This is a genomic window from Bacillus sp. CECT 9360 (genome assembly GCF_918741275.1).
Taxonomy (GTDB): domain Bacteria; phylum Bacillota; class Bacilli; order Bacillales; family DSM-1321; genus Peribacillus.
Genome location: NZ_CAKKNA010000010.1, coordinates 15,236 through 28,798 on the forward strand (window position 1 = coordinate 15,236; position 13,563 = coordinate 28,798).

At 38.2% G+C, this 13,563-nt stretch carries 15 protein-coding genes; all 15 read left to right on the forward strand.

Annotation, left to right across the window (positions count from 1 at the left end):
• The 15 genes from LQ216_RS13255 (at nt 1) to LQ216_RS13325 (ending at nt 13,497) form a co-directional block, all read left to right on the forward strand.
• Nucleotides 1–819, forward strand: coding sequence for a 6-carboxytetrahydropterin synthase (locus LQ216_RS13255; protein WP_230129958.1), 819 nt, complete (start codon nt 1–3; stop codon nt 817–819).
• A gap of 4 nt (nt 820–823) precedes the next feature.
• Nucleotides 824–1,525 (forward strand): SDR family oxidoreductase, encoded by a 702-nt coding sequence (locus LQ216_RS13260; RefSeq protein ID WP_230129959.1) that lies wholly within the window; start codon nt 824–826, stop codon nt 1,523–1,525.
• Nucleotides 1,526–1,537: 12 nt separating this feature from the next.
• Nucleotides 1,538–2,506 (forward strand): ATP-binding protein, encoded by a 969-nt coding sequence (locus LQ216_RS13265; RefSeq protein WP_230129960.1) that lies wholly within the window; start codon nt 1,538–1,540, stop codon nt 2,504–2,506.
• Nucleotides 2,493–3,569 carry an alpha/beta hydrolase gene (locus LQ216_RS13270; RefSeq protein ID WP_230129961.1) on the forward strand — a complete coding sequence of 359 codons (1,077 nt, stop codon included), beginning with the start codon at nt 2,493–2,495 and terminating at the stop codon, nt 3,567–3,569. The genes LQ216_RS13265 and LQ216_RS13270 overlap by 14 nt, the downstream gene beginning before the upstream one ends.
• Nucleotides 3,559–3,792: a phosphopantetheine-binding protein gene (locus LQ216_RS13275; protein ID WP_230129962.1), complete on the forward strand. Its 234-nt coding sequence runs from the start codon at nt 3,559–3,561 to the stop codon at nt 3,790–3,792. The genes LQ216_RS13270 and LQ216_RS13275 overlap by 11 nt, the downstream gene beginning before the upstream one ends.
• The gene (locus tag LQ216_RS13280) at nt 3,792–5,267 is read left to right on the forward strand and encodes a class I adenylate-forming enzyme family protein (RefSeq protein ID WP_230129963.1); all 1,476 of its coding nucleotides are present in this window, start codon (nt 3,792–3,794) and stop codon (nt 5,265–5,267) included. The genes LQ216_RS13275 and LQ216_RS13280 overlap by 1 nt, the downstream gene beginning before the upstream one ends.
• A 25-nt stretch (nt 5,268–5,292) precedes the next feature.
• Complete coding sequence (locus LQ216_RS13285) at nt 5,293–6,864, forward strand: methyl-accepting chemotaxis protein (RefSeq protein WP_230129964.1); 1,572 nt, start codon at nt 5,293–5,295, stop codon at nt 6,862–6,864.
• A gap of 10 nt (nt 6,865–6,874) precedes the next feature.
• Nucleotides 6,875–7,192 (forward strand): STAS domain-containing protein, encoded by a 318-nt coding sequence (locus LQ216_RS13290; protein WP_230129965.1) that lies wholly within the window; start codon nt 6,875–6,877, stop codon nt 7,190–7,192.
• A gap of 23 nt (nt 7,193–7,215) precedes the next feature.
• Nucleotides 7,216–8,064 (forward strand): PP2C family protein-serine/threonine phosphatase, encoded by an 849-nt coding sequence (locus tag LQ216_RS13295; RefSeq protein ID WP_230130110.1) that lies wholly within the window; start codon nt 7,216–7,218, stop codon nt 8,062–8,064.
• A gap of 6 nt (nt 8,065–8,070) precedes the next feature.
• A complete protein-coding gene (locus tag LQ216_RS13300) occupies nt 8,071–10,128 on the forward strand; it encodes a flagellar assembly protein A (RefSeq protein ID WP_230129966.1) in 2,058 nt (685 codons plus the stop codon).
• 14 nt (nt 10,129–10,142) lie between these two features.
• Nucleotides 10,143–10,469, forward strand: a complete 327-nt coding sequence (locus LQ216_RS13305; RefSeq protein ID WP_230129967.1) for an STAS domain-containing protein — start codon at nt 10,143–10,145, stop codon at nt 10,467–10,469.
• 98 nt (nt 10,470–10,567) lie between these two features.
• Nucleotides 10,568–11,308, forward strand: coding sequence for a LytTR family DNA-binding domain-containing protein (locus LQ216_RS13310; RefSeq protein WP_230129968.1), 741 nt, complete (start codon nt 10,568–10,570; stop codon nt 11,306–11,308).
• 293 nt (nt 11,309–11,601) lie between these two features.
• Nucleotides 11,602–11,805, forward strand: a complete 204-nt coding sequence (locus tag LQ216_RS13315) for a zinc ribbon domain-containing protein (protein WP_230129969.1) — start codon at nt 11,602–11,604, stop codon at nt 11,803–11,805.
• A gap of 380 nt (nt 11,806–12,185) precedes the next feature.
• A complete protein-coding gene (locus tag LQ216_RS13320) occupies nt 12,186–12,365 on the forward strand; it encodes a hypothetical protein (RefSeq protein WP_230129970.1) in 180 nt (59 codons plus the stop codon).
• 364 nt (nt 12,366–12,729) lie between these two features.
• Nucleotides 12,730–13,497 (forward strand): tRNA threonylcarbamoyladenosine dehydratase, encoded by a 768-nt coding sequence (locus LQ216_RS13325; RefSeq protein WP_230129971.1) that lies wholly within the window; start codon nt 12,730–12,732, stop codon nt 13,495–13,497.
• The last annotated feature ends 66 nt before the right edge of the window (nt 13,498–13,563 follow it).

The window sequence follows — 13,563 nt, forward strand, 5'->3', positions numbered from 1 at the left end:
ATGCTATACCTATCACGAAAAATGACTTTTTCCGCTGCACATTCCTATCGCGTTGAGGATTGGAGCGAAGAAGAAAATCGAAAAGTCTTTGGACCCTGCAGCAATATAAACGGCCACGGCCATGATTATACCCTGGAAGTCATGGTGAAGGGCAAATTAGATAACACGTCAGGGATTGTTGTAAATATAACGGAAATCGATTCAGTCGTAAAAGCAGTTGTTGCCAATAATTTGGACGGGAAGTTTTTAAATAAAGAAAATCCTTATTTTGAAGAAAAAATCCCTACTACTGAAAATATAGCAACTTATCTATGGGATTCGTTGGATGGCAAAATTGATAACTGCACTTTACATAGAATTCGTTTACGGGAAAATGATTTTCTATATTCAGAAAAGGAGGATGCTTCCATGGTTCGTTTAACAAGAAAGTATCATTTCAGTACAGCACACCGGTTACATAGTGATCAATTGACTGAGAAAGAGAATATTGAAATTTTCGGAAAGTGCAATAACCCTTACGGTCACGGCCATAATTACTATATGGAGGTAACGGTTAGTGGGAATCCGGATCCTGTAACGGGCATGATTGCCGATCTTGGTGATGTGGACCGAATCGTGGATGCGGAAATAATCCGGAAATTCGACCATAAGCATTTAAACCTGGACACGGAAGAATTTAAAGAGTTGAATCCGACTTCGGAAAATGTAGCTGTAGTCATGTGGGATCTGTTAGCAAATAAACTTAATAATCTCTATAAAATCGGACTGTATGAAACAGAAAAAAATTATTTTGAATATTATGGTCCCGATAAGGAGTAGACATATGGAATCGAATGCTAGATTAAAAGGCAAAACAATAGCCATTACAGGTGCAAGCAAGGGCATTGGGAAAGAAACGGCATGGCTGCTAAAGAAGAGTGGAGCAAATCTTGTTCTTGGGAGCCGCAGTTATACAAATAATTTCAGTAATAATATTCTGGAACTGCACTTGGATGTAGAAGACGAACAATCGGTCAAAAAATTCCACGAGCAAGCGGTTGAAACATTTGGAAAGATAGACACTTTAATTAACAGTGCGGGCGTCGGCATATTCGGGAGTGTTCTAGATTCCTCAACGGAAGACTTTGATCAAATGATATCCGTCAATTTGCGAGGAACCTATCTGTTATCCAGATATTTTGGTCAACATATGGTTGAACTGCGCACAGGTCATATCATAAATCTAGTTTCCGTCGCTGGAACAACCGCGCTGCCAGGCTGTGGGGGCTATTCTGCTTCCAAGTTTGGTTTACAAGGCTTAACCAAAGTGATGCAAGCGGAATTACGGCAAAGAGGCGTACAGGTCACTTCGGTTATACCGGGTGCTGTAAGCAGCAGTTTTTGGGAGAATATCGAACCGAAACCTGACCTTTCCGACATGATACCGACTGAAACGGTAGCCAAGCATCTATTCTACTTAATTAATCAGGATACAGGGGCCAATATTGATGAAATCACGATAATGCCGCCTTTAGGCATCCTATAGGAGGAGGAAGAGTTGAGACGACTTATTGATAAAGTTTTAAGAGATCCATCAAAAGAACAGAGTCAACTCATTCCGTCTCTTCCTTCTGACATAACATACACAGATTTAAAGTTTCGAACCAAACGGGGTTTTCTGGCGAGAAAACTCTGTCAATATGTGGATCTTGGTAAAGTTGATAAGGATTTGGTGTTTTATGATTCTTTTTCAAAATCCTCCTTCTCGTATCTAGATCAAGCGAACACAAATGAATTGGTTCTGCACTTAAGTGAACGGATGTTGAAGTGGACAGAAGAAAAACAAGATATTCCAAATCAAATCAAAAGACTGGACGTAAGAGCCGACATTCAAAATAGTATGTTAAAAGCTTATGAAATCTACAAAGATGATCTTTTTTTGAATACGGATACGCCGAAAATTAATGCCAACTCTGAAACAAAAAACTATCATGACAAAGGAAAATGGGAAGTATACCGGGACGTTATAATGGCCGCAAGCCAGGGTAAGTTTTTATTGATTGATGAGAACGAAGCCCAGAGATACAAAGAAGGCATCATTTTATGCGAAGGGACAATCAAGGAACGTTCAGACATACCTGTTTGCCGAAATCTTGCCAAAGAAAGCCTTGAATCAAAGAACTACGGGCCACCGAATCTGATGAGCTGGCTATTAGTCTTATCTGAAGCGATTACAAATACAATTAAACACGCTGAAGAAGGGAAAATGACCATTATCGAAGATGAAACAAGCAATGAAATCCGTTTTATTATTGAAGACAAAGGTCCTGGCTTTCCTCTCGATGATTTGCCTAAAAAAACTCTATTAGCTGGATACTCGACGAAAAAATCAATGGGTCAAGGCTTTACGTTAATGATGAAGATGACGAAACAGATATCATTGTTTTCTTCTTCAACGGGTTCAATCATTATCTTGTCTTTTGAAAGGACCAAGGAGAAGGAGGGGAATTTGTATGCAGTCCAATAATATATTGACCCGCGAAATATCAACGATAGATAAAACCCTATTGATAGCAAAACTGATGGATGGATTTTGGGATAGGTGGCTGGCCCATGGATTGGTCAGAGAAGATCTGACTCAAGTCAGGTCTTCGTTTGTAACTAAAGAAGCCTGGTTGAAATCCTGGAGCGAACTGGCTGCACAAAAAATGGCAGATGCAAACAACCTGAAACTTAGAAACGACAAAAAGGGTGCTGAAATCATTTACAGGATTGCTGGTCTGTATTACCAATTAACTCAGTGGCTTATACCGGAAAACAATGAAGAAAAGCAACAATGGTTACATAGCAGTTTACAGTCATTTAGCGCTGCCGACCAAATCTCTGGTATCGGGACAAGGTATGAAACCATAGAAGTCAATGATAAGACATGCTATGGCAGAATCCGTATCCCATCGGACCCAAAAGGTGTTGTCATTATCATCAACCCTTTGGATTCCGCGAAGGAGGAATTATTCACTTATGAAATGGATTTCGTGGATTCAGGCTTCATTACCGTGAGCTTTGATGGACCAGGTCAAGGACAAACTTTTACTGATGAAGGATTTAAGGCGACAAAAGACGATTGGAAACAATTTGTAGACAATGTGATAAATTACGCTCACTCGTCATTCACAGGCTTACCTATCCATCTATTTGGGACAAGTTCAGGTGCTTCATGGGCCATCTATGGAAGCTGCAATGCTAAAGTCTCCAAAACGGTATCGGTATCTCCTGCCTTTTTAGATGATTCTATTCGATTGCCAGACTATTTTTTGGAAAGAACAAGTTATGTACTGGAAAAAGGAGAAATCGGCCTACTTCCATCCTTTGAGAATCTAACATTTCGAAATCCGGTTTATTTAATACATGGAAAAAAAGATGTGATGGTTCCTGATAGCAAAATATACGGATTATTTGACCAATTACCGGTAGAAAAAACATTAATTGAATATGAAGATGAAGGCCATTGCTGTAATTATAAGCTTCCGGAGATACGTCAGAAAGCAGCTGGCTGGTTTGATAACAAAGGAGAAAACAATGAACTTTGAAGAATTCCGTTTGCACATTTCTGAAACATCCAATATACCTTTAGAAAAAATAGAAAATCAGTCATCATTTCGTGATGATTTAAATATTGACTCATTACAAATGGTCAATTTGATCGTTGAAATATCCGTTAAGTTTGGAATTGAAATAACATCAATTCAAGATAATGAGGATTTTCAGTCAGTGGGAAAATTGTATCAAGCGATTACGAGGGAGGGATTTTGATGAAGAATTTTTATAATTGGGTTTTTGATAAAGAAATAGATATGAACAAAACAATTTTATCGACCCAAACGGTTGAATATACCAATCAAGATATCCTGGATGAAACGGATAGATATATCACTCTATTAACACAATTGGGAGATTTAAAGGGAAAAAAGGTAGCACTAATTATCCCAACGATCCATAGTCTTTTGACGATGGTGTTAGCGATAAGCAAGCTTGGTGGTATACTCATCCCTTTAAGTCCGCTTCTTCGAAGAAATGATTTAGAAAAAGTATTGGATTTTTCAGATCCGCATGTTGTGTTTACGGTTAAGGAATTTAACGGGTTTAACCTAAGCGAAGCTGTTAATAATTGGGGAACTTCCACCGGAAAAGAAACGGTGATTTTTGAATCTGATAAAGGTTCGAAGTGGGAAAAGACCATTCTAACTGGAGAAAAAAGGCAGTTGGAGAATGAAGATATACAAATCATCGGCTGTACTTCCGGAAGTACCGGCACTCCAAAAGGGATTGTTTCTAGTTTAGATACAATGATAGAGGCGATCAAACAGTATAGTTTTATCGGTGAAGTAACGAGCCAAGACAAACTGTTTTTAATAGCTCCCTCTTCCAATCTTTTTGGACTTTGCTGGTTATTATCAAGCCTGCATGCCCAATACCATATGGTAGCTACAGAATCCTTTAGTTTTCCTGAGATTATAGAACTTCTGAAGGAAAAGCCATGCCAAAAATTAATTACCACGCCATCATTATTTAATGCCCTACGCTTGTTTTCAAAAACATCAGATAATAACGTATTAGAACCTTTAACTTTAGTATCTCTTGCAGGGGAGCCAATTACTGCTAGTTTCATTGAATCTGTAGCAGATATGAAAACCAAGATTACGGGATTTTATGGCACCTCAGAAATGGGTTGTATGCTCTATACGGACCATGATATTCGCGATGGATTAAGTTGGTCCCTATTACCGGGTGTGGAATACAAATTCGAGGGACAAACAGAGGATGGATCTGGAGAACTCCTGTTTAGAAATGGCCTCGACTTTTATGGATATTATAAAAGACCTGATCTTACCGAAGAGGTTTACTTGGATGGCTGGTTTTATTCAGGTGATTTAGCTAATTTGAATGAGAATGGGAAATTTGAAATTATCGGCCGAAAAAAGGATATGATCAAAAAAGGCGGTCAACAGGTGATTCCCGGGGAGATTGAGACATTATTGGCAGAACATCCGAATGTTCAAAAAGCGGTCGTGATAGGAGCCCCACACCCTATATTCGGTGAACAAGTCGTTGCGTTTATAGTCGCCGAAATTGAGATGGACGTAAAAGAACTCTATCAATTTTGTGATGATAAGATTGCGAGATATAAAGTTCCTGATCAAATTCATTTCATTGATGAAATACCAACTAGTCAGGGCAAGATTGATAAAGTGTCGCTTCGCCAAATGGCATTAGGCATTAAAAAATAGAATTGTATGAAGGAGGAAGAAAAAGTTGCAGAAACAAAAAACGTTACGGAAAAAATTCTTAACCTGGATATTAATAACATTGTTTTTTATTGCTTTCATATCCGGTGGAATACAATTGTACTTTATGAATCAACAAGTAGACTATGAAATTCGAACTCAATCTTCAATTATTGCTAATAGTATTGAACAAGGAATTCAAGAAACAGATTTAGCATCAAATGCTATTGAACAACAAATAGATTTAAAAATGATTGGTTATGCCAAATCCATAGGTGACCTGCTGCAAAACAAGGAAACAAAAGATATAACGACGCAGGAGCTCGTGGAAATCAAGGAAAAGTTAAATCTATCTGGTTTAACTGTGTTTAAGAGCACGGGTAATGATATAGTTGCTGTCAAAGCCACAGATCCTAAGGAAATCGGTTTTAGTGCCAAAAATTTTGGCGATGTCGTTTACCAGGCATCTGATGCAATGCTTAAAGGAAAAGAACCGAATATGCCAGGGGCATATACGGAAAAAGGTATGTTAGTTCTCCCAATTATGCAATCGGGAATGCATAAGGATAAGCCGGTATTTTTTAAATATGCTTACTACCATGTTGAGGGAACAGATTATATAGTCAATCCATATATTGAAGCCGATGAAGTCTATCAATTCACTCAAAAAGTGGGTCCGGATTCATGGGTGAAAAAAATGGAAGAGGAAAACCACTTTATTAAGGAAATAGCCGTTTTGGATCCAATGGTGTTTAAAAATCCGGAAATGGAAAAACAATTTTGGCCTCCAATGAAAAAAGTGGTTTATGGTGATTATCAATATAAAAGTAAGAAAGACGTCCAATCGCTCAAGAGTATGGCGGAAAAACCTAAAAAAGCCAGCTATGTACAAGAAGTAAAAGGCGAAAAAGTATTGAAAATTTTCTTACCAATAGACAATAAAAAAGTTATTTTCATGGCACTTGATTACAAAGCTATGACAGATCCCCTTTATCGTCATTCCATTGTTTTAATTATCTCGGGGTTAGTTTCCTTAATCGTTCTATTCCTATTAACAGCTCGATTTTTTAATAAGATTTACGAAAATATCCAAAAGATTAGGAACCAAATAAAATCTATGGAAGCTGGGGATTTAACATCCAAAAGTGATGTGAACGACCAAACTGAGTTAGGCAATCTTTCAGAGAGTACAAATCGCATGGCAGATGGCTTAAATACACTGGTAAAGGAAACGCAAGAACAAGCCACTAGAATTCAAAAGTTAGCATTACTCCTTGAAGCAGAATCATCTCAATCTGTTGAGAAAATGTATGAACTATCAACAGAAGCGACTATGAAATCAAGAGATCAACTATATGAAATCACGCAGTTCTTAGATAGACTGGCAGATGTTTTAAAAACTAATAATCAAAATGAAGATGACCAAAAATTGATTAACGAAATTGAAGTCATGAGAGATTTAGCTAATGAGCGAACAGTTTCTACGACAAATATTACGATCACGCTTTCAGACTTACTACAATCTTTGCACCTACAATCTAGTGAGCTTTCGAATATATCGAATATTTTGCTTGATTCTATGGGTAAATTCAAACTTTGAGGAGAGGGCTATGTCATTAATTGTAGAAAAGGAAACGCAAGGGTCAACCATTATCTTGAAGGTTACAGGATATTTAGATATATCGACAACGAATGTGATCCAGCCTTACTTAGAAATCAGTGATGAAATCGACACATTAATCTTTGATTTTTCAAATTTAGAATTCATTGATTCTACTGGAATCGGAACCATTATCGAAGCAATTTACCTATCTCAAGAAGGAAAGTTTAACATCCAATTTCATGGCCTTAATGAAGCCACATATGAAATCTTTGAGACAGTTGGACTTTTTAACATATTAGAGGCTGTTCAAGGGGAGGTTAATTGATGTTCTTAAATGGTTTAACGTTTATGCACCAGGAACCAAAGGGGAAAGATCAAGGTGCGGGGGACTCGGAAATTATGGATAAAACCTTAAAGCGCGAGATTAATTTAGCCAAGAATATTCAAACTCAATTACTCAACGGCCCAACACCTAAACTGGATGGAGGGGAAATAAAAGGGACCTCTGTTCCTGCGAGATTAATAGGCGGAGACTATTATGACTTTTATCCTCTAGTGAATGGGAAACTTCGAATTGTGATAGGCGATGTGATGGGTAAGGGCATACCTGCTGCGATGCTAATGATTTTGACACGCGGAGCTTTTCGGAGCGCATCGGAAAGTACAAAAGGCCCGGGAGAAACCCTGACTGCCATGAATAATGCGATTTATAATGATTTGCGGGCTTTGAAATCATTCGTCACTTTATTCTGTGCAGATTGGGATCCTTGTACAAAGACGCTGACTTACTCAAGTGCGGGGCATTGTCCCCCCCTCCATATTAAAGGACGCGAACAAGTGATTCGCGAGCTGCCAAAGGTGACGGGAATAATGGTTGGAGGGCTCAAAAATCAGGTTTATGAAGAGGGCTTTGTTGAATTAGAAGACCAGGACACTGTTTTCTTTTATACGGATGGGATTATCGAAGCCGTTAATACAGAAGGAAAGCAATTTGGATCTAAACGCCTCGAAGAAACTTTAATGAAGAATGTAAATAAAGACGTTGGGGAACTTGAGCAATCTGTGATGAGTTCGTTGCAGGAGTTTGCCGACGGCACTCAGCAAAAAGATGACATTACAATGGTTTTGTTGAAAATACAGAAAGAAAAAAGTGATGTATCGAGTTTTAATTCTCCGGTTATGATTACAGAGGAGTAGATGGATATGGTTCAATCGGTGGTATCAAAAGGGAAAGATATTGAAGAAGCGATCTCCCTTGGGTTAACGATATTGGGAGTGGCTCGCGAGGCGGTTTCCATAGAAGTAATCCAACAAGAAACCAAAGGCTTATTCCGTGCAAAGCCGGCAATCGTTAAGCTTTCAGTTCACAATGAAGCTGGTGACAGACACCCATCTCCAAATCAAGCAGATATTGATCGTATACTCAATGAGGAGGCGCTACAGCCCGCTCTAAAGTTTGAAAAGGAAAACGAAATCAGGACGGCTGCATTAATGAGTGAAACAGACTCAGAAGGGAAAGTCTGGGTAAAAAATGGAGTGATCCTTGGCAAACCTACCGAGTTTAATTATCCCACTATTTCGGTTGGGGAAGGAATCATTCTTTATAAAAATAACGAGGTCGTTAAAGGCACTACTGTTGTTACAATGAATGACATATTTGCAACCCAGGTTCAGGATGAAACAATAGGAACAAAATGGGATGTGAAATTAGACGATGCCAAACTACATGCCATTTTGCACATTGAACCAGGTAAAAAGCTTATCCGAAAAGTGAAAGATTCAGAACCTAAGGAACATCTCGAGATAAAGGCTGAGGAATGTATTGAAATCCAAAATGAACTTGAATACAAAGATATCATTCAAAAGCTTGAATCGTTACACGTCATTCATGGTTTTAACCATAATGAAATGATGGCGGCGATCAATGCAACAGAAGCAGGAGAATTTGTTATTGCAAGCGGGGTAAAAGCCCAAGAGGGTAAAGCTGGCAATCTGGAAGTTATAGTAGATATCAGAAAAAAAGATAATCACCCAAAGAAAAGAGCGGACGGAACGGTTGATTATAGAGAAATCAATCATGTCCCTACAGTGAATCAAGGGCAGGTAATTGCAGTGGTGAAACCGCCCGTCCCTGGCATTCCTGGAATAACAGTAACCAATGAACCACTCCCGGCTAAACAAGTAAATCCCATTATCATCAATCCAGGCAAAGGGATCGCAATCATTGAAGATGGAACAAAAATTGTCGCGACAGAAAAAGGACGACCAAAAATCGAGACAAAGGGTCAACTGGTTAAGGTTTCGATTATACAAAAACTAGTCCATAATGGTGACGTAAATATCACGACAGGAAATATACATTTCAAAGGCGATATTGATGTACTGGGCAATATAGAAGAGAATATGACTGTAGAAGCAGACGGCAATATATGGGTCACAAAAAATATCAATAGGGCAACCGTCACGTCAAAAAGTTCGATTACCATCGAGAATAATGTGATTGGCAGCGTTCTGTCTGCGGGAAAAAACAACTTCGTTATATCAGAATTAATGGACCAGCTGCAAATGATTCATCATGAAATCCACAAGATAATATTGTCGATGGAACAATTATTAGAAGCACCAGCATTTAAATTAACGGATTATGAACGAAAAGGGTTACTGCCGTTAATTAAACTATTATTAGGACAGAAATTCAACAATTTCCCAAAATCAGTTAAGCGATATGTAGAGCTTTGCAATAGTGAAAAACAGCTAATAGAATCCGATTTTCTTGATTTAGGGGAGCAGTTGCGCCTTTGTTTTCTCTCTTCGGTGCCTAATCAGTGGCATAATCTGGAACAAATGAGATATTTGAATGATTTGCTTAAAAAGCAAATGGCTAAAAATCAGATTCCGGATGATGAGGATTGTTCCATTGAATTGAAATATGCAATAAACAGTTCCATACATAGCAGCGGAAATGTAACAATAACGGGACAGGGTTGTTACAATACCAAAATCCACTCAGGAGGCGTACTGAAAATAGACGGCATTTTGCGCGGTGGAGAAGTGTATGGGAAAATGGGTGCATATATAAAAGAGGCTGGATCCGAAGCAGGGATCTCGAGTCATATCATCGTTCCTCATGATCAAAAGATAAAAATAGATTTGTCCCGAGAGGGCACTATTATTCAAATCGGGAATGCTAAACATACATTCAATCAGGATTCGAAAAATATAGAAGCTTTACTGGATAATAACGGTAGAATAATTTTTTAAGGAGAAGAAAATCCATGTTTACATTTGATTTGGAAAAAGCAAGTGAAAATCAAGCGACTATTTATTTTCAAGGCGATTTAGATATCGAAGTAACTGAAATAATGGAAGAGCAAATATTTCCTTCCCTAGTGATCTTGGATAATATCGATATTAACCTTTCAGAAGTTCCTTTTGTCGACTCCACTGGCATCGGACTATTAATCAATTTAATTGACTCATTAAAAAAAGACAAGGAAAATTTGGTAATCACGGTTTCCGAAATTCAGCCGCAAGTAGAAGAGATATTTGAGATTATCCAGCTTTCTGATATTTTAGGGAAGGAATTGTTTGGAAAAAAATAAGCCGATCGTCCTATTGTGTGAGTTAAATAGATAGTTTATAAGTAGTCTATATTACATTTCTCTAATTATCGATGTTTATTTGGGGAGGCGGTTAACCGATGAAGCAACTTAGAATTATTATAGCAGATGACGACGACACATCCAGATCCCTTCTCCGCCATTTCTTAGAAATGGATTCCAATTTACTGATCATAGGCGAGGCATCTACTGGGGATGAATTGGTTCAAAAGGTCATGGACAAAAAGCCTGACTTAGCCCTGGTAGATATCAATATGCCAGGTTTGACTGGATTGGAAGCCGTAAGGACATGCAAGGAGATCCTCCCTTTTCTTTATGTGATTTTCACTACAGGATATGATGAATTTGCCGTGGAGGCCTTCAATTTATCCGCTATTGATTATTTGGTAAAACCAATAGAAAGAAGCAGGCTGTATATAGCACTTGAAAAGGCTAAAAAAGTAATGAATAGTAACATAGATACAGAAAAAACGGTATCGAATGAAGCCGTCAAAAAGTTATCTCTTAAAACAAGCAATTCATACCTCTATTTGCCAATGAAGGATATCTTATTTATTGAAAAAGCAGGCCGTAAAACGATCATCCATACACAGACAGACTGCTACGAAATAAATGAGGCTCTTCAGGTACTTGAGAATAAATTAGATTCTTATTTTTATAAAACACATCGCTCTTTTATCGTAAATTTGAAACACATCATTAAAATTGAGTCGATGGGTGAATCCTACATTGCGTATTTTTCTGATTCTTTGAAGTCAGCCCAAATTTCAAAATTGAAAATAAATGAGGTGCAAAAAATCATCTCAAACGTTCTGGATTAATTGCAGGAATATATACATATAATTGATTGCAAACTGAGGAGATTGTCCGTAAAAGCAGGGGTATAAAGTCAAAGGTACATGCTATGCTTTCGGGCAATGATTCTAAAGAGTCGGTTAATCGCTTGCCAATCAATTGCAAAGCGGTTTACTTATTTTTCACGGTTGGTTACGTTGTTGAGTTGCTTCGGCAGCTCTTTTTCTCTTTTATGAAAAATGGTCTAAAATTTGGAAAAATTGAAACCTTTTTACCTTGAATTCGTTATAATTATATAAAAAAGAAAAGAGTGAGATTAATGAGTGAAAAAGGATGCATGAAGTGTGGCCATACAGAAGCCAAAACAAAAGAAATAGCAACATCAGGTACAGGATTTTCGAAGTTATTGGATGTACAGCATAACCATTTTACTGTTGTTTACTGTACGAATTGCGGGTATTCAGAGCTTTACAACAAGCAATCCTCTAAAGCGGGTAATATTGTAGATTTGTTTTTTGGATGATTTGTGTCGCGGCGCGGTTAGTTAATGGCATTTGGAGTTTCGTTTGAATCGGTGGATGTATCGTTTGAATGACCAGGCTTTTCGTTTGAATGGGCGAATTTTCCGTTTATATCAAGAAAAGTTGAGATTAAACGTCAGTCGATAGACAGAAATGGGTGCGAATTTACTCAATTTTCATGATCCTTTATCATTAGGTTAACAAATATATGCTACCTTTAAATTGTAACGATGAAGGCAACAATATTCTATTGAGATAGGGTGTGTTGGAAAAATGGTTACTAAAGTGAGCATAAGTTTTTTCCTTTTAATGACGCATTTTTACTTGGCTTGAGTTATGTAGTTAAACGGAAATCGGGAACACTATAACAAGGAGTGATTCCATGTTACGTGAACAAATTGAAAAATTTGAGGATGCTTTTCCCGATGGCGTATACACATTCCCATCGGATCCAGACGCACCAAAGGTGAAGATTCGAGCATTAGGAGAATACTGTAAGAAAAAAGGCGTTGAACCAAAAGATTTAAGCGAAGCGGAAATGAAGCAATTTTTAATATATTAATATCTCTATAACAAGACAGTTGGATTAAAATCCTACTGTCTATTTATTTGCCAAAAAGATCAAATGTGTAAAGACGCTATCTGTCAAAGAAGAAACTGATGACCAATTATCAGCCAGTTTGATTAGTTTTGTAGCGAGAAATTCAATTTTGTAGCCAGTTCAATATTTCAGAGCGAAATTTTCATCTTTGTAGCCGATTTTCAGCAGTTTGTAGTCAGTGCGAGGAGTTTTGTAGCCAACCCTTGATTCCAAAAGCAATCCCAATAATTGAACCGTTCAAAAAGTATCAATTTCCAAAATGTTTATGTTATATTCATGTTTGGGAATTCTAAAGATAAAGAGATTTTATTGGAGTTGGTTATGAATGTTGCACCAGTTTTCGCGTAATGAATTGGCGATTGGGAAAGAAGGACTTGAGTTATTAAAAAATACAACGGTGGCGATACTCGGTATTGGCGGTGTGGGCACTTTCGCGGTGGAGGCGCTTGCGCGTTCGGGCGTGGGCCGTCTTGTTTTGGTGGATAAGGATGATGTGGATATCACGAATGTGAATCGGCAGCTTCATGCGTTGTTATCGACTGTCGGCCAGTTTAAAGCCGATTTGATGAAGGAACGGATACAGGATATTAATCCAGAGTGTGAAGTGATTTCGTTAAAAATGTTCTATACAGAAGAAACGTATGAGGAGTTTTTCAGTTACGGCGTCGATTATGTCATTGATGCATCGGATACGATCGTCTATAAAATCCATTTAGCGAAGGAATGCCTGAAGCGGAACATTCCAATTATCTCAAGCATGGGAGCGGCTAATAAAATGGATCCGACCCGGTTCATGATTGATGATATTTCAAAGACGCATACCGACCCGGTTGCGAAGGTCATGCGTAAGAGATTACGTAAGGAAGGGATAACAAAAGGTCTTCCAGTCATATTCTCGGATGAAAGTCCGATCGTAATCAGGGAAGATGTGCGCAAAGAGGTCGGCAACGACGCGGCAAAGATCCGGAAAGCGCAAATGCCGCCTTCCTCTAACGCCTTCGTCCCGTCCGTGGCCGGATTGATAGCTGCAAGCTGGGTGGTTCGCGAGATTTTAAAAGATATCCCGATCATGCGGGTGAGTGACGAAAAATAGAAAGTTACAGCAAAACTCAGGCCATAAACCGGCCTGAGTTTTTATATTAAATCAGCGCTGTAATGA

Coding starts and splice junctions, on each gene's coding strand:
- LQ216_RS13310 (WP_230129968.1), top strand. CDS start 10,568: ATGAAGCAACTTAGAATTATTATAGCAGATGACGACGACACATCCAGA.
- LQ216_RS13315 (WP_230129969.1), top strand. CDS start 11,602: ATGAGTGAAAAAGGATGCATGAAGTGTGGCCATACAGAAGCCAAAACA.
- LQ216_RS13305 (WP_230129967.1), top strand. CDS start 10,143: ATGTTTACATTTGATTTGGAAAAAGCAAGTGAAAATCAAGCGACTATT.
- LQ216_RS13320 (WP_230129970.1), top strand. CDS start 12,186: ATGTTACGTGAACAAATTGAAAAATTTGAGGATGCTTTTCCCGATGGC.
- LQ216_RS13280 (WP_230129963.1), top strand. CDS start 3,792: ATGAAGAATTTTTATAATTGGGTTTTTGATAAAGAAATAGATATGAAC.
- LQ216_RS13255 (WP_230129958.1), top strand. CDS start 1: ATGCTATACCTATCACGAAAAATGACTTTTTCCGCTGCACATTCCTAT.
- LQ216_RS13260 (WP_230129959.1), top strand. CDS start 824: ATGGAATCGAATGCTAGATTAAAAGGCAAAACAATAGCCATTACAGGT.
- LQ216_RS13270 (WP_230129961.1), top strand. CDS start 2,493: ATGCAGTCCAATAATATATTGACCCGCGAAATATCAACGATAGATAAA.
- LQ216_RS13290 (WP_230129965.1), top strand. CDS start 6,875: ATGTCATTAATTGTAGAAAAGGAAACGCAAGGGTCAACCATTATCTTG.
- LQ216_RS13295 (WP_230130110.1), top strand. CDS start 7,216: ATGCACCAGGAACCAAAGGGGAAAGATCAAGGTGCGGGGGACTCGGAA.
- LQ216_RS13300 (WP_230129966.1), top strand. CDS start 8,071: ATGGTTCAATCGGTGGTATCAAAAGGGAAAGATATTGAAGAAGCGATC.
- LQ216_RS13325 (WP_230129971.1), top strand. CDS start 12,730: ATGTTGCACCAGTTTTCGCGTAATGAATTGGCGATTGGGAAAGAAGGA.
- LQ216_RS13275 (WP_230129962.1), top strand. CDS start 3,559: ATGAACTTTGAAGAATTCCGTTTGCACATTTCTGAAACATCCAATATA.